21 protein-coding genes and 1 pseudogene are annotated in these 18,538 nt (G+C 57.3%); 10 read left to right on the top strand and 12 right to left on the bottom strand.

Annotated features, from left to right (window positions below; translation table 11 throughout):
• Positions 1-70: 70 nt before the first annotated feature.
• The 4 genes from ABRZ28_RS06875 to dld form a co-directional block, all read right to left on the bottom strand.
• The gene (locus tag ABRZ28_RS06875) at positions 71-466 is read right to left on the bottom strand and encodes a hypothetical protein (protein ID WP_330519806.1); all 396 of its coding nucleotides are present in this window, start codon (positions 464-466) and stop codon (positions 71-73) included.
• 2 nt (positions 467-468) lie between these two features.
• On the bottom strand, positions 469-1,359 hold the full coding sequence (locus ABRZ28_RS06870; protein WP_330519805.1) for a hypothetical protein: 891 nt from the start codon (positions 1,357-1,359) through the stop codon (positions 469-471).
• A 300-nt stretch (positions 1,360-1,659) separates the two neighbouring features.
• Positions 1,660-2,178, bottom strand: a complete 519-nt coding sequence (locus tag ABRZ28_RS06865) for a PAAR domain-containing protein (protein WP_330519804.1) — start codon at positions 2,176-2,178, stop codon at positions 1,660-1,662.
• A gap of 198 nt (positions 2,179-2,376) precedes the next feature.
• Positions 2,377-4,137 (bottom strand): D-lactate dehydrogenase, encoded by a 1,761-nt coding sequence (gene dld / locus ABRZ28_RS06860; protein ID WP_330519803.1) that lies wholly within the window; start codon positions 4,135-4,137, stop codon positions 2,377-2,379.
• A gap of 271 nt (positions 4,138-4,408) precedes the next feature.
• On the opposite strand from dld, the gene nifE reads away from it, so the two are divergent.
• The 10 genes from nifE (at position 4,409) to nifM (ending at position 13,028) form a co-directional block, all read left to right on the top strand.
• Positions 4,409-5,785: a nitrogenase iron-molybdenum cofactor biosynthesis protein NifE gene (gene nifE, locus ABRZ28_RS06855; RefSeq protein ID WP_330519802.1), complete on the top strand. Its 1,377-nt coding sequence runs from the start codon at positions 4,409-4,411 to the stop codon at positions 5,783-5,785.
• 15 nt (positions 5,786-5,800) lie between these two features.
• Positions 5,801-7,192 carry a nitrogenase iron-molybdenum cofactor biosynthesis protein NifN gene (nifN, locus tag ABRZ28_RS06850; protein ID WP_330519801.1) on the top strand — a complete coding sequence of 464 codons (1,392 nt, stop codon included), beginning with the start codon at positions 5,801-5,803 and terminating at the stop codon, positions 7,190-7,192.
• On the top strand, positions 7,189-7,647 hold the full coding sequence (locus ABRZ28_RS06845; protein WP_330519800.1) for a NifB/NifX family molybdenum-iron cluster-binding protein: 459 nt from the start codon (positions 7,189-7,191) through the stop codon (positions 7,645-7,647). The genes nifN and ABRZ28_RS06845 overlap by 4 nt, the downstream gene beginning before the upstream one ends.
• A 150-nt stretch (positions 7,648-7,797) precedes the next feature.
• Entirely contained in the window at positions 7,798-8,103 is a 306-nt protein-coding gene (locus ABRZ28_RS06840; RefSeq protein WP_330519799.1) for a hypothetical protein, read from the top strand.
• Positions 8,104-8,141: 38 nt separating this feature from the next.
• The gene (gene nifU, locus ABRZ28_RS06835) at positions 8,142-9,017 is read left to right on the top strand and encodes a Fe-S cluster assembly protein NifU (protein WP_330519798.1); all 876 of its coding nucleotides are present in this window, start codon (positions 8,142-8,144) and stop codon (positions 9,015-9,017) included.
• A gap of 10 nt (positions 9,018-9,027) precedes the next feature.
• Positions 9,028-10,218: a cysteine desulfurase NifS gene (gene nifS / locus ABRZ28_RS06830; protein WP_330519797.1), complete on the top strand. Its 1,191-nt coding sequence runs from the start codon at positions 9,028-9,030 to the stop codon at positions 10,216-10,218.
• Between the two features lie 17 nt (positions 10,219-10,235).
• A complete protein-coding gene (gene nifV, locus ABRZ28_RS06825) occupies positions 10,236-11,381 on the top strand; it encodes a homocitrate synthase (RefSeq protein WP_330519796.1) in 1,146 nt (381 codons plus the stop codon).
• Positions 11,382-11,393: 12 nt separating this feature from the next.
• Complete coding sequence (locus ABRZ28_RS06820) at positions 11,394-11,741, top strand: nitrogenase-stabilizing/protective protein NifW (protein ID WP_330519795.1); 348 nt, start codon at positions 11,394-11,396, stop codon at positions 11,739-11,741.
• Positions 11,738-12,187, top strand: coding sequence for a nitrogen fixation protein NifZ (locus tag ABRZ28_RS06815; RefSeq protein WP_330519794.1), 450 nt, complete (start codon positions 11,738-11,740; stop codon positions 12,185-12,187). Before ABRZ28_RS06820 ends, ABRZ28_RS06815 begins: the two co-directional genes overlap by 4 nt.
• The gene (gene nifM, locus ABRZ28_RS06810; protein ID WP_330519793.1) at positions 12,171-13,028 is read left to right on the top strand and encodes a nitrogen fixation protein NifM; all 858 of its coding nucleotides are present in this window, start codon (positions 12,171-12,173) and stop codon (positions 13,026-13,028) included. The genes ABRZ28_RS06815 and nifM overlap by 17 nt, the downstream gene beginning before the upstream one ends.
• A gap of 93 nt (positions 13,029-13,121) precedes the next feature.
• Here the strand turns inward: nifM and ABRZ28_RS06805 are convergent.
• The 8 genes and pseudogenes from ABRZ28_RS06805 to ABRZ28_RS06770 all read right to left on the bottom strand — a co-directional run.
• Positions 13,122-13,223, bottom strand: a pseudogene (locus ABRZ28_RS06805) (type II toxin-antitoxin system prevent-host-death family antitoxin); the annotation flags it as partial.
• Between the two features lie 152 nt (positions 13,224-13,375).
• Complete coding sequence (locus tag ABRZ28_RS06800) at positions 13,376-13,903, bottom strand: flavodoxin (RefSeq protein WP_330519792.1); 528 nt, start codon at positions 13,901-13,903, stop codon at positions 13,376-13,378.
• 41 nt (positions 13,904-13,944) lie between these two features.
• Positions 13,945-14,202 carry an RnfH family protein gene (locus tag ABRZ28_RS06795; protein WP_330519791.1) on the bottom strand — a complete coding sequence of 86 codons (258 nt, stop codon included), beginning with the start codon at positions 14,200-14,202 and terminating at the stop codon, positions 13,945-13,947.
• Positions 14,199-14,939, bottom strand: a complete 741-nt coding sequence (locus tag ABRZ28_RS06790) for an electron transport complex subunit E (protein ID WP_330519789.1) — start codon at positions 14,937-14,939, stop codon at positions 14,199-14,201. Before ABRZ28_RS06790 ends, ABRZ28_RS06795 begins: the two co-directional genes overlap by 4 nt.
• Complete coding sequence (gene rsxG, locus ABRZ28_RS06785; protein ID WP_330519788.1) at positions 14,932-15,582, bottom strand: electron transport complex subunit RsxG; 651 nt, start codon at positions 15,580-15,582, stop codon at positions 14,932-14,934. Before rsxG ends, ABRZ28_RS06790 begins: the two co-directional genes overlap by 8 nt.
• Before the next feature lies 1 nt (position 15,583).
• The gene (locus ABRZ28_RS06780) at positions 15,584-16,555 is read right to left on the bottom strand and encodes an RnfABCDGE type electron transport complex subunit D (RefSeq protein WP_319602415.1); all 972 of its coding nucleotides are present in this window, start codon (positions 16,553-16,555) and stop codon (positions 15,584-15,586) included.
• Positions 16,549-17,997: an electron transport complex subunit RsxC gene (gene rsxC, locus ABRZ28_RS06775; RefSeq protein ID WP_330519787.1), complete on the bottom strand. Its 1,449-nt coding sequence runs from the start codon at positions 17,995-17,997 to the stop codon at positions 16,549-16,551. Before rsxC ends, ABRZ28_RS06780 begins: the two co-directional genes overlap by 7 nt.
• Positions 17,990-18,532, bottom strand: coding sequence for an RnfABCDGE type electron transport complex subunit B (locus ABRZ28_RS06770; RefSeq protein WP_319602417.1), 543 nt, complete (start codon positions 18,530-18,532; stop codon positions 17,990-17,992). The genes rsxC and ABRZ28_RS06770 overlap by 8 nt, the downstream gene beginning before the upstream one ends.
• Positions 18,533-18,538 lie beyond the last annotated feature (6 nt).

Raw genomic sequence — 18,538 nt, 5'->3', positions numbered from 1 at the left:
TAATATCGCTAAATCGGCGGGCAAGTCCGTCGCGCCGCCTGTTATTATGACAAAGTTCGTATCATCTTTACTATGGCTTTATTTTTATAATAAAAACCTTTTTAAATGGCGTTGCCTTGGTATACATTCCGCCAATTACCCCACCAGTTAAATTAATTTTTATCTCGCCAGCCATAACTGGGATTCCTTTAACATCCACACAATTATAATCTACAAATAGCCTTGTGTTTTTGTTTGTTTTTTCATTTGATAATTTACACGGAGTCGCCAGCAATCCAGAATCACCAGGTTCCAATGGAATAATATCGGGAAGGTTGATTACATGGCCACCATCAATCGTCACTCTCGATGAATATATCTTCCCCACCTGAGCATCCTCCAAACGACCTCCCTCTGGCATAAACGACAGATTTGTACTGCATGCAGAAAGAAATAGAGATACAAAGGTGTAAAAATATTTTTTCATAATTATGTCAATGGTTTAAAAACCAACCCTCCAAAAATTCGACTAGCAAACATATCCATTGTCATATTTGGCCTTACATAATTTTTAATTTGCCCCCAAGAAAATAAATCAAGAGACACGTAACCATTGTTTACCTTTGCCTCCCCATCCCATACAACCCAGTGGGTTGGATAAATAATTGGGTTGGATGAACCACCAACTAATAAATTATCACAAATTAAAGTAACAACTTTACATCCTTTTTGAATATAGTTGTTTAATAAAACCACTTCCTGAGTCTTTATCCTATTTATACTCACGTTGTCAAAGATTTTTTCATAGCCTATTTTTTCAAACCACTCAGCTAATGCATTCCACATAGTTACTCCGGCTACAGGGGAACTAATAGAATTATAGCTGAGAATCGTATTTTCCGAATCCCTAAGGCTCGCCAGTGTTATCCAGTCTACTCCTAAAATCATAGGGTATGGTATCTGGGACATGGTATCGTAGAATGAGCCTGATGGATGACGACACTCATCACCCGGAGCTATTTCTAATTTTCCTATTTTTGCCCTTCCGTATAGCCACAAATCGCGCGCTGTTTGTGCGTAAACGTCAGGACGATCCATCTGGAGACAATAGAATAAAGCGGCGGGTCCACATAAGCTTCCCCATCCTTGAGTAGGGTAGTTCATCTTATTAAATCGGGCTTGTATCTGCTCTTCAATTAGATTTTTCTCGAAAGGATCTAGATAACTACCGACTGGATATTCTTTCGCGATAAAGGCTCTTTCATGTCTTGATATTTTTAAAATTTTTGTATTATCCCCCTCACTGACTGGCCGAGGTTGTCCGGCTGTTTCAAAATAGCAGGGGTTTTCACGCTTAATTTCTGAATATGCTTTATTCATACTCAGTTCCTGCAATGTGTACATTTTCCTGAAAGGTGTTGGAGATACACACATCGTTTTCAACATAGTTTTCCGATAAAGTACGACCTCCATGATATATATAGTGGATAGTGCGTCTCTGGTTTCCTGCGTTGCATGCTTTTGCGTTTCATAGTTTCTCGTCAATGGTTGTAGCTTTACATCAAGAAGAATATATTTATTCCTCTCGGAATCCATCCGGTAAATGCACAAATCATACAAAATTGAATCAGGAGAAACATTAGAATTTATTCTGGTGCTTACATTGTAAATTGGCATAAATCAATCCATTAAAATATGCAGGTTAATGTTGTCAGTTGTTTCAGCGAAGTGCCACCTGGTGTATCCCTGCTCGTCAGTAATATCCGCTTCGACGCTACCGTCAGGGAAAATAATGGTGTATCGACAGCCCGCCAGAACTTGGCCATTATCATCTACGCACAAGTGACGAATATGGTGACGAGAATCCCTATTCTGAATTTTCTGTAACTGTAAGGAGGAAGTATTTGTGTTACGGGATATCAGAGAACCGGGTGCAGTACTGGTGTACTGCGAGGCAGATCCATACACATAATGATCGGAGCAACCGCAGGCCACTCGGTCACCTGTTGCCGCATAGGGTTGTTTTTCACCCCAGTCAACACCTGACGCAATAATTGGGAAAGCCCCTTTACACTTGCTGCATGTGGCCTTGTCACCTGTCTGCGCAATGGGTTTATTACCCTCATACCAACTCGCTGTCGCTAATACCACAATCCCATAACTAGTTTTGTCTCCCAGACACACCAAAGCTCTCGCCATTACTGATCCCTCATTAATGAAATGGTTATGTAACCAAGAGCATCATACATTAATCACGACTTAACCAAAAGCGCCTGTCGATAACCCCATATTTCCCCTTTTCCGTCATATCGAAAGCCGAACACAACCGATTGAACAGGCGACACATTCAACGCACGCTCTGCGCCTGTTCAAGGAAGTTATGCGGCCAATTAGCCCTCAATCCCCCGAGTGATGTTCATTGCCGCAATCGCAGCCCCAGTTTTTCAGTTTGGACGTTTTGCCAATGCCGGGATTCAGGCTATTGGTCGGATCGTTTTGCTGATAAAACGCCTTCAACTGCGGCTTGGCTTTGTACAGATGACCGACGTTATGTTCGGCCGGGTACTCCGCGCCGCGCTGGTCGAGCAGGGCCAGCATTTTCTCTTTCAGCTTATGGATATCCACGCCTTTCTTCACGATGTAATCCTGATGGAAAACGTGGCACATGAAGTGGCCGTAATACAGCTTATGTACCAGCATGTCGTTGATTTCCGCCGGCAGGTGCTCAAACCATTCCCGATCGTTGCGCCGCAAAGCGATATCCAGCGGCAGGATATTTTCCACCTCTTTGCTGTGTACCGCGTGATAGCGGATCGCGGCGCCCGCCGCGGCAAAACGATGCAGAAAGGCCTTGGCGCCTTCTTCCTGCGTGCAGACGAAAAATTCGCCGTCGGCCTCGCGGAAATAGTGTTCCAGCCAGCGATGCGCTTCATCAATGCCGTCGCCGGCCATTTTCAGCATCAGATGGTGTTCAAAGCGGTCGCGATAGGTTTTCATCCGGGCCGGCAGCGGGGAAGGCAGCAGACGACTAAGGAACTGCATGGTGCGATCCACCAGATGCGACGGCAGAAAAGGCATTTTTCCGAAGATGGCGTCCATCCGGCCTTTCAGGTTAAAGAACATCGGCATTTTGTCGGTGCCGAGTTTGTCGATCATCAGAAAGGTGTCTTTACCGTATATTTCTGCGATATCAAACATATCGCGGTGCAGATATTCGCCGGCGATCGGCAGGTTTTTAAACTCGGCGAGGATATGACGACGCAACTCGGTCAATACCTGCGGCTGATTGGTGCCGATATAGAACACCTGCTGGGATTTTTCCGCCGGAAAGGTATCCAGTCGAACGGCGAAAACCGACAGTTTGCCGGCGCAGCCCGCGGCCTCAAACAAACGCCGTTCATCGGCATTAAAACGGGAAGGGGTATCGGCATCCACATCGCGGACACGCTCGACGTACTCATGGTCGGATGCCTGCCGTTCGTCGTAAGTCACATCCTGAGGCTGGTATTGCTGCGACTCCAGTCGGGTCAGGATCTCTTCCGGCGAATCGCCCAGATTAATCCCCAAATGGTTAATCAGTTCGACCTGTCCCTGTTCGTTAACCCGACCGTAAAGCGCCATTTCGGTGTAGGCCGGGCCGCGATGCACCAGCGAACCGCCGGAGTTGTTGCAAATGCCGCCAATGACCGAGGCGCCGATGCAGGAAGAACCGATAACCGAATGCGGCTCGCGTCCCAGCGGTTTCAATACCCGCTCCAGATGCCACAGCGTGCTGCCCGGCAGCGCCACAACCTGTCGCCCCTTATCCAGCAACTGGACTTTATCCAGCCGCAGGGTGTTGATGATCACGATTTCTCGGTCATAACCGTCGCCGCTCGGCGTGGAGCCTTCAGTCAGGCCGGTATTGGCCGCCTGCATCAGCACGATACGCCCGGCCTCGATGCTGGCTTTGAAGACCTTCCACTGTTCAAGCAGCGAGGCGGGAGAGACCACCGCCAGCGCATCCCCCTGACCGGAACGGAAGCCTTTGCGATAACGCTCGGTTTTATTTTTATCGGTCAGGATATGAGATTTGCCGACAATGCCGGTCAGGGTGCGGATGAGCGTCTGGGAATCAACGGAAGAGGAATTTACCGGGGATGTTGCATAGTCCTGCATGACAGTCTGTCCTGTTGTTTAATCTAATGAATACGATAAAAAGCATAGTATTAACTGTGAATCTTGCTTATAGATATTCCGCTTACCGGTTACATACAGCATCTTATTCTGTCGGCGATGCCGACGACTCGCTCAGCGCATTCCACCTGACAATCATTGTTGGTTTTGTCGGACAACCGACAATGACAATTCATTTAAAATCAATTGACTAACATCTGGCGCGCCAATTGCAGCAGGGTTTACCGAGCCACATTACGTGCCGAGGTGAATCATGAGAAGTAGTGAGATTGCGGCGTTAATGGATCAACCCGCCTGCGATCATAACGGCGGTCATAAATCCGGCTGTAGCGCGCCCAAACCCGGTACCGCAGCGGGCGGCTGCGCGTTCGACGGCGCGCAGATCGCGCTGTTGCCGATTGCGGATGTCGCCCATCTGGTGCATGGGCCGATCGGTTGCGCGGGCAGCTCCTGGGATAATCGCGGCAGCCGCAGTTCCGGGCCGCTGATTAACCGGCTGGGTTTTACCACCGATATGAGCGAGCAGGATGTGATTATGGGTCACGGCGAGCGGCGCTTGTTTCATGCGGTGCGCCACATCGTCGAGCGTTATCATCCGGCCGCGGTGTTTATTTACAACACCTGCGTTCCCGCGATGGAGGGCGATGATATCGAGGCGGTATGCCGGGCCGCGGAACATGTCAATCATATCCCGGTGATCGCCATCGATGCCGCCGGGTTTTATGGCAGCAAGAATCTGGGCAACCGCATCGCCGGCGAGATGATGGCGAAAAAGGTGATCGGTCGGCGCGAACCCGCGCCCTGGCCGGACGATTTCGCCATCCCGGCCTCGCAAGGTCACAGCATCGGTCTGATTGGCGAGTACAACATCGCCGGCGAGTTCTGGCATGTGCTGCCGCTATTGGATCGGTTGGGGATCCGCGTGCTGGGCAGCCTCTCCGGCGACGCGCGTTTCGCCGAGATTCAGACCCTGCACCGCGCCGAAGCCAATATGCTGGTGTGCTCGCGCGCGCTGATCAACGTCGCCCGCCATCTGGAAATGCACTATGGCACGCCCTGGTTTGAAGGCAGCTTCTACGGCGTGCGGGAAATGTCCTCCTCGCTGCGAACGCTGGCCGGCCTGCTGGACGATGATGCGTTGCAGGCCAGAACCGAGCAGTTGATCGCCCGGGAAGAGCAGACCGCCAGGCTGGCGCTTGAACCCTACCGTCAACGGCTGAAAGGCAAGCGCGCCCTGTTGTATACCGGCGGCGTGAAATCCTGGTCGGTGGTGTCGGCCTTACAGGATCTGGGACTGGACGTGGTGGCGACCGGCACCAAAAAATCCACCGAGGAAGATAAAGCCCGTATCCGCGAACTGATGGGCGACAACGCCGTCATGCTTGAGGACGGCAACGCCCGTCTGTTGCTGGATACCGCCTATCGCTACAACGCCGACATCATGATTGCCGGCGGACGCAATATGTATACCGCCTATAAAGCCCGCCTGCCGTTTCTGGATATCAATCAGGAACGGGAACATGCCTTTGCCGGATATCTGGGGATCGTCGCGCTGGCTCGTCAGCTTTGCGCGACGCTGGAAAGTCCAATCTGGCCGCAGGTCAATCGCCGGGCGCCCTGGTATAGCTGAAGAAGGAGATCGTCAATGGCTCATGTTTTAAAATCGACAAAACCGCTGGCAACCAGTCCGATAAAAAGCGGACAGCCGCTGGGGGCTATTCTGGCCGGCATGGGGCTGGAAGGATGCATTCCGCTGGTTCACGGGGCGCAAGGGTGCAGCGCCTTCGCCAAGGTATTTTTCATTCAGCATTTCCATGATCCCATACCGCTGCAAACCACCGCCATGGATCCGGTCACCACCATTATGGGTTCGAACGATAATATCCTGGCGGCGCTGGCGTTGCTGTGCGAACGCCATAATCCCAAAATGATCGTGGTGCTGAGCACCGGTCTGTCGGAAGCGCAGGGCGCCGATCTGGCCTTCGCGCTGCGTCAGTTCAGAGCCGAATATCCCAAATATGAGTCCGTCGCCGTGGTCACGGCCAGCTCGCCGGACTTCTACGGTTCAATGGAGAACGGTTACGCCAGCGTGCTGGAGAGCGTGATTGAACAGTGTGTGCCGGCCGCGCCGCCCGCCAGCGTCATACGCAAAAAGCGGGTGAATCTGTTGCTGGGGCATATGCTGACGCCCGGCGACCACGAACAAATCCGCAGCTATGTGGAAGCGTTCGGCCTGCAACCGATCGTACTGCCCGACCTCGCGGCATCGCTGGACGGCCATCTGGCGGCAGGCGATTTTTCGCCATTGACCCAGGGCGGTACGCCGGTTCGTCTGCAGGAACAGATGGGGCAGAGCGCGTCGACCATCGCCATCGGCGTGTCGTTGCAACGGGCTGCCAGGTTATTGGAAAGCCGCAGCCACGCCCCCGCGCTCTGGCTGCCGCATCTGATGACGCTCGATCGGTGCGATGCCTTTATCCATCATCTGCACAAGCTGTCAGGCCGCGACGTGCCGTCCTGGATTACGCGTCAACGCGGTCAATTGCAGGATGCGATGATCGATACCCATATCTGGTTACAGGATAAGCGGCTGGCGATCGCGGCGGAAGGCGATCTGCTGGCCGCCTGGCTGGACTTCGCCATCAGTCAGGGCATCCGGCCTGAGTGCGTGGTCGCCCCGGCGAACCAACCGGGCCTGTCGTCCTTGCCGGTGGCGGAAGTGCAGATTGGCGATCTGGAAGATGTCGATAAAAAGTTACAATGTCACTCATTCGACATGCTGTGCGCCAACTCGCACGCGGCGTCGCTGGCGCAGAAATATCATCTGCCGCTGGTGCGTATCGGTTTCCCGCTGTTCGACCGCATCGGCGAATTTCGCCGTCTGCGCCAGGGCTATGCCGGCATGCGCGATACGCTGTTTGAGCTGGCGAACGCCATGCGTCAGGCGCATCACGAACTCCCGGTTTATCACTCGCCGTTAAAGCAGATATTCCCGCCGGCCGCCACGCAGGAACCCGTCATGGAGATAAAGCCATGAAACATTTAACCCGCCAGTTGGCGATCCCGTCGGCCGACAGCTGGATTATCCGTATCGCCTTCGCCAGCGTTGATTTGCGCGTCGTCGATCAACATTTCGGCTCCTCGCCGCGCCTCGCCATCTATGGCGTGCGTCGTGAGGAGGTGCAACTGCTGGAGGTGGCGGATTTCACCGTTTATCAGGGCCACAACGCGGACAAACTCATTAGCCGCATCAGCGCGGTCGAAGGGTGCTTCACCCTGTACTGCACGGCCATCGGCGATACGGCGTTCAGGCAACTGCTGGGGATCGGCGTACGCGCGGTCAACGTGGCGCGCAATACCCCGATTGCCATGCTGCTGGCCGATGCTCAGGCTTTGTGCGACGACGGCCGGGTCAGAAAATCGCGGCGTAAAAAAGACGCCAACCGTTTCAACGCGATGATGCAGGAAAGCGGCTGGTTCGAAGAGGAGTAAGGCTTGTCGCCTGTGCGACAAAACCGACAATTACCGCCGTTTATGCAACAGCGCAACAATAACGCTCAGCGCTATCCTGTTGATAAAAGATGATTTTGTGACTGGCATCACATTTGCTCAATGATAAACGTCAGGTACAGGAGCCCAATCATGATTCACATCGATGCAACGACCTTAAGCCAACTCCGACAACGCCAGTCGCAGCGTCGTCCGGCAACCGCCGGTCTGGCGCTGATTGTCAGCGGCGATGCCTGTCGAGGCTGGTCGCTGCGGATGATATGGCGCGATCGGGCATTACCCGGCGATGAATGCCGCGAAATAGACGGTATGCGGTTTTTCGCCTCGGCGTTGCACTGGCGGCAGTTGGCGCAGGCGCGCATCAGTTCGGATACGCAAGGTGTCTGGGTTGAATTTCAGCCGCCGGGATGTCGGTGTGAAAGCGGGTCGTGCGCATAGCCGCATTATAAATGCCGTACATAAACGGGAGTAAGAGCATGTGGAATTATTCTGAGAAGGTAAAAGAACATTTCTTTCATCCGCGTAACGCCCGTGTGGTTGAGCAGGCGAACGCGGTCGGCGATGTCGGTTCGCTCAGCTGCGGCGACGCCCTGCGGCTGATGCTGCGGGTTGATCCCGGCAGTGAAGTGATTCAGGAAGCCGGATTTCAAACGTTTGGCTGCGGCAGCGCGATTGCCTCCTCATCGGCGTTGACCGAATTGATTATCGGCAAGACGCTGGACGAAGCGTCTCGCGTCACCAACCGCGAGATCGCCGATTATCTGGACGGTCTGCCGCCGGAAAAAATGCACTGCTCGGTGATGGGACAGGAAGCGCTGCGGGTGGCGATAGCCAACTATCGCGGCGAGACGCTGGAAGACGACCACGAAGAGGGCGCCCTGATCTGTAAATGTTTCGCCGTGGATGAAGGGCAAATCAAGCGCGCGGTGCTCACCAACGGGCTGACCACGCTGGAAGAGGTGATCCATTACACCAAGGCCGGCGGCGGCTGTACCGCCTGTCACGAAAAAATCGAACAGGCATTGAGCGCCATTCTGGCCGACGCGGCGGCACAGGCGCCGGCCGGGCAGCCGCCGCAAGCGCAAAAAAACGAACGCCGGCTGACCATTGAAGAGGTGATTAACAGTCTGCGGCCGCATATCCAGATGGACGGCGGCGATATCAGGCTGGTCGACGTCGCCGACAACGAGGTGCGCGTGGCGCTGTCCGGCAGTTGCAACGGCTGCATGATGACCGACATGACGCTGGGCTGGCTGCAACAGAAACTGCTGGAGCGGCTGGGTTACTTCATCCGCGTGACGGCGGATACGCCGGCTCCCGCCGAAGTCATTTTTCAGACGTCAGACAGCTAAGGAGCCGCACATGAAACCGATTTATCTGGATAACAACGCCACCACCCGCCTGGATCCGATGGTGCTGGAGGCCATGCTGCCGTTTTTACGGGATCAGTACGGCAACCCGTCGTCGATTCACGACTTTGGCGAACCTTCCCGCCGGGCGCTGGCCAGAGCGCGCGAACAGGTGGCCAGCTTTCTCGGCGCCCGCCACGACAGCGAGGTCATTTTCACCTCCTGCGCGACGGAAGCCACCTCCACCGCCATTCTTTCCGCGGTGGAAGCCTTTCCCGCGCGGCGGGAGATCATCACCACCGCCGTAGAACATCCCGCCACGCTGGCGGTGTGCGAACATCTGGAGCGGCAGGGCTACAAAATTCACCGTCTGGGCGTTAACGAGCAGGGCGCGCTCGATCTGGACCTGTACCGGGCTTTACTGCATGACGGCGTCGCGCTGGTGACCGTTATGTGGGCGAATAATGAAACCGGGGTGTTGTTCCCCGTCGAACAGATGGCGCAGTCGGCGCACGAGCACGGCATTCTGTTTCACTGCGATGCCGTGCAGGCGCTGGGGAAAGTGCCGGTGGCGCTCGCCGACTCAAGCATCGATATGCTGTCGTGTTCGGCGCACAAAATTCACGGTCCGAAGGGTACCGGCTGCCTGTGGCTGCGGCGCGGAACCCGTTTTCGCCCGCTGTTGCGCGGCGGACATCAGGAACGCGGCCGCCGGGCCGGTACGGAGAACATCGCCGGCATCGTCGGCATGGGGATGGCAAGCGAATTGGCCGCGATCCATTTGCCGATGATGGCGGCCAGCATCGCGCCGCTGCGCGACCGACTGGAAAGCGGATTACAGACCATCGCCGGCACCCGCGTGATGGGCGGCGGCCAGCCGCGCACGCCGAATACCCTCAACATCGCGTTTGAATTTATTGAAGGGGAAGCCATTCTGCTGATGATGAATCAGGTCGGGATTGCGGCGTCCAGCGGCAGCGCCTGTACCTCCGGTTCGCTGGAGCCGTCTCACGTCATGCGCGCGATGAACATTCCCTATACCGCCGCGCACGGCAGCATCCGCTTTTCTCTGTCGCGCTATACGCGTGAAAAAGAGATCGACTACGTACTCGCGCAGCTTCCGCCGGTGATCGATCGTTTGCGTGCGTTATCGCCATACTGGCAGCAGGGAAAACCCGGTGAATTCACGCCGGCCTGGGGTTAACCGGGGAGATTCCGCCGATGAAAACCATCGTCGTTAATGACACCACGTTGCGTGATGGCGAGCAAAGTCCCGGCGTGGCCTTCAGCGCCGCAGAAAAACTGGCGATAGCCGTATCGCTGGCGCAAGCGGGCGTTCCCGAGCTGGAAGTGGGGACGCCCGCCATGGGCGAGGAAGAGTGCGCGCGCATTTATCAGATTCGCCAGGCGCTGCCGGATATCACGCTGATGGCCTGGTGCCGGCTCGATGAAAGGGATATTCGGCAGGCCGCGCGTCTGGGCGTGAACTGGGTGGATATTTCGCTGCCGGTTTCCGCCTGTCTGCGCCAATTCAAAGTCGGCCTGCTGTGGTCGGAAATGTTGCAGCGGCTCAGCGACCTGATCCAGTTCGCCCTGGCGCAGGGGCTTCAGGTTTGCGTCGGCGGCGAAGACGCCTCGCGGGCCAGCGAGGAAGACATGTCCGCCGTCGCCCAGGTGGCGACGGCGGCGGGCGCGGCGCGAATGCGCTTTGCCGATACCCTGGGATTGCTCGATCCGTTTTCAACCACGCAACAGATCCAGCGGTTGCGGCGCCATTGGCCGGGCGAGTTGGAAATTCATGCCCACAACGACTTTGGCATGGCGACGGCCAATACGCTGGCGGCGGTGCGCGCGGGCGCCACCCACGTCAGCACCACCATTCTCGGGTTGGGCGAGCGGGCGGGCAACGCCGCGCTGGAGCAGGTGGTGCTGGGGCTGTCGCATACTCAGTTGGGCGAAACCCATGTGGATACCACGCAACTGACGGCCTTGTGCCAGCGGCTGGCCGCCGCCGCCGGCGAAAATATTCCCTATCGGCAGCCGCTGGTCGGCGAGCGGGTGTTTACCCACGAGTCCGGCGTCCATGTCGCGGGACTGCTGCAAGGCGTGGAAAGCTACCAGAGCATTCCTCCCCGGCTACTGGGGCGAGAACACCAGTTGGTGCTGGGAAAACATTCGGGCCGGCGCGCGCTGGCGGCGATTTTTTCTCAGCTTGGCCTGCCGGTCAGCGACGCGCAGATCCCGCAGATTCAGCAGGCGCTGCGGCTGTTTGCCGAAACGGGCAAGCGCCCGCCCACCCGGGACGAGCTTTGCCGACTTTATCAGGGAATAAGCGAGATACCGGTCAGGGCGCTTAACGTTGTTTGACGGAGGAAAAGTATGGACTGGTTTAATGAACTGCCCGGAATAAGCCAGTTGGAGAGCGCGGAGGATTTCCTGCGTTTCTTTGCCATTCCGTTTGATGAGCAGAGCGTGCGGGTTAAGCATTTGCATATTCTGCATGCCTTCAACCGCCGTTTACGGCAATACCGGCCGGCCGACGAGCCGAATATCACGCCGCCGCAACGTCGGCGCTATCGGCTGGATCAGGTGCGTTCTATGCTGCTGGCGAGCTATGCGCACGTCGTCGGCGGCGAACTGCGGGAACGCTCGGAATTGCAGATCTATCAGCGCACCGCCCGCTGTTTTATCCCCTGGTTGTTACTGGATGAAGGAGAAAACGCATGAAGCCGCGTTTTGAATTTGGCGAAGCGGTGCGGGCGATCCGCACGATACGCAATGACGGAACCTTCCCGGATAGGGCGCGCGGCGAACTGTTGGTGCGACGCGGTACGGTGGGATATGTACGTGAGTGGGGAACCTTCTTGCAGGATAACATCGTCTATCAGGTTCATTTTCTGGCGGACGATCGCATCGTCGGTTGCCGGGAGCAAGAACTGCTGCCCGCGTCGGCGCCGTGGGTCGATGGCGCATTTCAATATGGCGACTGGGTTTGCGCCGCCATGATGCTGACCACCGACCGGCAAATCCGCGTGCAAATCGGGGATGTCGGTCAGGTGATGGGGGTAGAGCGCGACAAGGATCCCATGCAGTTTATCGTGCTGTTCGGCGGCACGCTGTTACAGGTGCCGGAACATGCGCTGGAGGCGGTTGACCATGACAACAATCTGTAATCCGCATGTCCTGGCGATGTGGCAACGCTATTGCCGACTGAAGCTATCGCTGTCTCTGTATCATTGCCTGCCCTGGCAGCTTGGAAGTGAACAACAAAGAGCGTTTAGCGGACAACTGGCGCGGCAATATCGGCTGGAAGCGGCAATCCGTGAGCAGGCGGAACGGCTGGGGATTAAGGCGGATCAGGACGATATGATGACGGCGCAGTATGTGTTGCGCAGCGTCTTCGATGATGAACCCTCCTGGCATGCTGCGCTGAACCGCGCCGGCATCGACGAAGCCGGGCGGCGGCAGGCGCTCGCGCATGAAGCGATCCTCGCCGCCACGTTGGAAAATGTGGCCGACCGGGCGCCCAGGGTCAGCGAGCGGGAAATTGATGTGTGGTATCAACACAATAGGCATCGTTTTCAACATCCGGAGAAACGCCTGGCGCATCATTTGCTATTGGTGGTTGATGAGGCGCAGGCCGATTGTGACAGTGTCACGGTAACCGAGCGCATCACCGCGCTGCAACGCCGTTTACAGATCGATCCGCGCCGTTTTCCCCGTTTGGCCGGCCGATTTTCTGAATGTCCGACGGCGACGGAAGGGGGAAAGATCGGCTGGGTGACCCGAGGCGTGCTCTATCCGGCGTTGGATACGGTGTTATTTTCCCTTGCCGCCAACGATATCAGCCCGGTGGCGGCAAGCCCGATGGGGCTGCATGTTTTATGGTGCGAAGCGATTCGGCCGGCCGGCGAACTGCCGAAAGCGGACGCGCTGGCGCAAATCCGCCGACAGTGGCAGGAAAAGCGCCGCCAACAGTATCAGCGCCAGTGGCTGGCGGAGATTTTGCGCTAATGCTTTTCGCCGGCGCAAGGGATAACGGCTATCCGCAGGTAAGCCGTAACTGGCGGACAATCTGGATGAACAGGTAAACAGTCAAGCCTCTACTACAGGCGTACCATGCTTGCTAATTTCCACCGGCTCACGCTGAGCTTTCATCAGCAAATCACCAAATTGGTTCTTAGCGAGTTGTGCGGGAATCGTTTCCATACCTCACCTACCGTCTAAAATGGCTCGAATAGCCATTTTGGCTAAAAGTGCATAAAGTCACCAGTAATCAAAAAAGGGGCGACCGTTTCTATCAATGCGCAAGAAATTTGCCCCGTAGTAGGCAGATACGGGGTTTGCATCAGCTCATGAAATCAAATCGCCGCCTGAAGCTCGCTGACCCAGCGGGTGACGCGCTCTTCCGTCATAGCCTGCTGATTGTCCTGATCCAATACCAGCCCGACGAAACGACCGCCCTCCAGAGCGCTGGATTCGGTGAAGGCGTAGCCTTCCGCCGGCCAGGCGCCGACCACCGTGGCGCCGGCTTCGCTGACGATGTCATACAGCTCGCCCAGCGCGTTGACGAAGGCGTCGGGATAGCTTTCCTGATCGCCCAGGCCGAACAGCGCCACCGTTTTTCCGCTCAGGTCGGCGTTCGCCAGCTCGTCGGCAAATTCGGCCCATGACTCGCTCATGCATTCCGCCTCCAAACCGGGAAGCTGCCCGTCCCCCAGCGTCGGCGTGCCGAGGATCAACACATCATAAGCCAACAGGTCGGCTAATGACGCCCGATTAATGTTCACCGGGTCATCCGCCCGATCGCCCAACTTTGCCTTGATAAGCTTCGCTACTTTGCGGGTTTTGCCGGTGTCGGTACCGAAAAAAATGCCGATAGTGCTCATGGTTACATTCTCCTTAAAGGACGCCTGAAAAGGCCATTCAACTACTCGTCGTCGTCCGCCTCTTGGGCGGCGCGTTCAATCGGTAGATAGATTTCCACCCGATCGCCTTCGTGTACTTCGCTGTCGGCGGGGCAAAGACGGCCATAAATCCCCATGCGGTGCTTGTCAGGATCCAGCCACGGATACAGCGCGGACAGCGGCGAAGCCAGAAAGGCTTCGCGCAACGTGACGGGGGCCGCCATCTCCATCTCGACGCAGCGGCTTTCGTCACCGCTGGCGTGGGCTATGGTGAATTTCATCCGTGGCAGCCTCCGCATCCCGTAGAGCAGCCCAAACCGGCCGCGGATTCTTTCTTGAGAACGTCGCGGCCATAGCGCAGCACCTTCACGCCGCGGATCCCGGCCAGCATGAAGCCCATGACCAAAAAACCGCCCGGCGGCAACAGCATCAGCAGAAAACCGCCGTAGTTCGGCAACAGGTGAACTTCCAGAAAATGGAAATGCGGCCCCAGCAGTTGTTCCGCGCCGCTAAACAGCGTGCCGCTGCCGATAATTTCCCGAATCGCGCCCATCGAGGTGAGTCCGAGCGTAAAGCCCAGGCCCGTCGCCATGCCGTCCAGCGTGGCGGCAAACGGCGGATTATGCGCGGCGAAGGATTCGGCGCGGCCGAGCAGGGCGCAGTTCGCCACAATCAGCGGAATAAACAGGCCGAGGATCTTATGCAAATCGTGCATCCAGGCGTTCATCGACAGGTCGAGCAGCGTGACCAGGCTGGAGATAATCAGGATATACACCGGGATACGGATCTGATGCGGGGTAATTTGACGCAACAGCGATACCAGCAGATTGGCGCCGGCCAGCACCGCCATGGTCATCACGCCCATGCCGAAACCATTGGTGGCGGTGGTCGTTACCGCCATCAGCGGACACAAGCCCAGAATCTGTACGAACGTGACGTTATTGGTCCAGATCCCGCTGATGAGAATATCCCGATAGGCGGGGCGCGCCGCCGGCGCGGTTGCAGTAATTTCACTCATTGGCTTTTTCCTCCGTCAGACCGAGCAATTCGGCGCGATGGCGTTGAAACAACAGCAGCGTTTGATGAACGCTTTTCACGACCGCGCGCGGGGTAATGGTGGCGCCGGTGAAAGCATCGAATTCGCCGCCGTCTTTTTTGACATGCCACTGCTTCTCCGCGGTGTTTTGCAGCGATTTCCCGTTAAAACCCAGGATCCAGCCGCTGTGGCTCAGTTCGATTTTGTCGCCCAATCCGGGCGTTTCGGTATGCGAGATAGTGCGTACGCCGGTAAGCTCGCCGTTGGCGTTGACGCCAATCAACAGGCTGATGACGCCGCTGTAGCCTTTTTCGGCGCCGAACATCACTACGCCGCTGGGCCGGCCTTGCAGCGTGGCGCGGTAAACCCGCACCGACTGCCCCTCCAACTGCAAGGTGACGTCGCTGTCGCTCAGCGCATTGTCATGCAATTCAGAGGGGAAGACGGCCGCGAGCTGGCGCTGGGTATCTTCCTGATGACGCAATTCAATCTCGTTATAGGTCGCCCACCAGACGCCGCCGATCATCAGGCTGATCAGCAGGGTAAAAACGCCAAGTAATAAACTCAGGTTCAGCGGATGGCTGCGCGGCGGCCAACGCAGCCCGCCGTAAGAGGCTGAAGCCATGTTATTTCTCCTTCTGAGTTTGATATCCGTAGGCGCGCGGGCGAGTCCAGCCATCAATCAACGGGGTCACCGCGTTGACCAGCAATACCGCAAACGCCACCCCTTCGGGATAGTTGCCGAAGCTGCGGATAGCCCAGACCAGCAGTCCGGCCAACGCGCCGTAATAAAGCCGACCGCGCGGGCTGCCGGGGCCGGTGACCGGATCGGTGATGATGAACACCGCGCCCAGCATCAATCCGCCGGTGGTCAGCTGCGCCAGCGGCGGCAAGATGGATTGCGGCGCGATCAGCCATTGCAGCGTGCCGGGCAGCAGGCAGCCAACCAGCATGGCGACCGGCGCATGCCAGCTAAAGACCCGTTGTTGTAATAACCACAGGCCGCCCAGCGCCAGCAACAGCGTGGAGGTTTCGCCGAAACTGCCGTTGTGGATGCCGATCAGCGCATGTTGCAGTGAAAACGGCGCCTGCGCGTGTTCCCGGAACGCGCCGAGCAGCGTGGCGCCGGTCGTCCCGTCGGTGCTCAGGGAGTACACCGCGCCGTGCCAGAATTCCGTCGGGAGCACCCAGTGAGTCATCTGAACCGGAAAGGCGATTAGCACCACTACGCGCGCCAGCATCGCGGGGTTGAACAGATTTTGCCCCAGTCCGCCGTAAATATGTTTCCCCAGCAGAATGGCGATCGCGCAACCCAGCGCGCCCAGCCACAGCGGGGCATGCGGCGGCAGGCTGAGGGTAAACAGCAGCGCGGTCAGTAATGCGCTGCCGTCGAAAACATGGCCGAGCGATACCGGATTGACGCGCAGACAGATGGCTTCGCACAGCAGGGCGGTAACGATGCCGGCGACCATCAGCATCAGCGCCGGCGCGCCGAACTGGATAATACCCAGCAGCACGGCGGGCATCAGCGCCAGATTGACTTTGACCATCAGGTTTTGCGTGCTGAGGCCCTGATGGACGTGAGGAGATGTCAGCATGAAGAGCCCTCCATAGGAGCGTCAGGGGTGGTCTTACGGCGGCGGGACGGTCTGGCCGCTTTCGCGGCGGCTTTTTCCGCCGCCTCGCGCGCCAGGCGTTCCTGTCGCCGCAGGCTATTGGCGCTGGCGCGCAGCAATTTCTGTTGCTGGCGTTTTTCCAGCCTGAGCTGCTGTTGCCCCCAGTCAAAGAACTGCGTCAGCGGCAATACCGCCGGGCAAACCCATGAACAGGAGCCGCACAGCAAACAATTGTTCAATCCCAGATCGCGCGCGTTATTCAGCGCGTCTATTTTCAGTTCGGCCAGCATGGCCAGTGGCGCCAACCCCATCGGACAAGCATCGACGCAACGGCCGCAGCGTAAACAGGCGCTGGCGTGGGGCTGGGGAATTTCGTCTTCGGTCAGCAGCAGCAGACCACTGGTGCCTTTGGTGATGGGCGCATTGATGTCGGTCGTCGCGCGTCCCATCATCGGCCCGCCGAGAATGATGCGCGCCGGGCTGCTCTTCATCCCGCCGCAGGCGGAGATAATGGCGCTGATGGGCGTGCCGATGGGTACCAGCAGGTTGCCCGGCTGCTCAATCGCCCGGCCGCTGACGGTGATGACCCGATGGGTTAACGGCTGACGAAAACGAATGGCATGGAAAATAGCGATGCAGGTGCCGACATTCTGCACCAGTACGCCCATTTCGGGGGAACGTCGGTTATGCGGAATCTGTCGGCCGGTTACCGCTTCAATCAGCTGTTTGGACGATCCCATCGGATAAAGCGAAGGCAGGGCGACCACATCGATGTCCGCCTCATCCCGACACAAGCCATCGAGACGCTGGAGCGCCTCGCGTTTGTTGTCTTCAATGCCGATGTAGACATGCCGGGCTTTCGTCAACTGCTGCAAATAGCGAATACCGCCGAGCAGAAACTCGGCCTGCTCCTGCATCATTCGTTCATCGGCGGTGATATAGGGTTCGCATTCGCCGCCGTTGATAATGAGGTATTTGATTTCATGACGCATCGCCAGCCGCAGCTTATCCGCCGCCGGGAACATCGCGCCGCCCATGCCGACGATGCCCGCCTGCGCGATTAACGACAGCATCCGTTCTTCAGGCGTGTCCTCCGCGATCTCCAGCAGCGAGGCAGGGGCGGCGGACGGCATAACCTGCAACTGAATATAACCGGATTCGCCAGCGACGATTTTGGCGACGACGGCATTCGCCGGGCTATGCAATGGGGCGGACATCCGCCCGAACGGTTGCGCCAGGCGCTGGCCTTGAGTGACAACGTCACCCAAGCTCACCTCGGGGATGGCGGCGGCGCCGGTATGCTGGCGTAAGGGCAGCGTCAGCTTGTCCGGCATCGGCAGGTGACGGATCGCCAGATCGCGCGTTAATGATTTGTGGCTGTAAGGACGAATGCCGCCGTGAGGCGTCGTGAGGGCTTTAAGCATAATCAGGCTCCTGCCGGAACGGTAAACCCGGTTTGGCGACGGTAGGGGTAAGATGAGGATCGGCGCAAAGCTGAATACAGTGGTTCGGACAGGCGCTGACGCACGCCGCGCATCCGGTGCAGTCTTCGCTGAGCACGCCGTGTAACTGACGGGTCGCGCCGACGATCGCGTCAAAGGCGCATTGTTTTAAACAGCGCCCGCAACCGTCGCAGTCGGACGCGGCGATCACCGCCACCCTCGGCCCCTGAACGCTGTTTTCATCCAGGCTGACGCCCATTAACGCGGCGATACGCTGCGCCACCGCGCCGCCGCCGGGCGAGCAGATGGTGACCGCCGCTTCGCCGCTGGCCATGGCGACGGCGGCCTGACGGCAGCCGGGATAACCGCATTGGCCGCACTGTCCGTTCGGCAATAGCGCGACGATGTTATCCACCATCGGGTCGCTTTCTATCTTCAGATAAATCGCGGCATAACCCAGCAAAGCGCCAATCAGCGCGGATACCAGCGGGATGGCGAGTAAGGTCAGTATCAGCATCTCCGT

The organism is Brenneria sp. g21c3 (assembly GCF_040240345.1).
In the GTDB taxonomy this organism is placed as follows: Bacteria; Pseudomonadota; Gammaproteobacteria; order Enterobacterales; family Enterobacteriaceae; genus Brenneria.
This window is presented reverse-complemented; position numbering and strand designations above follow the sequence as displayed.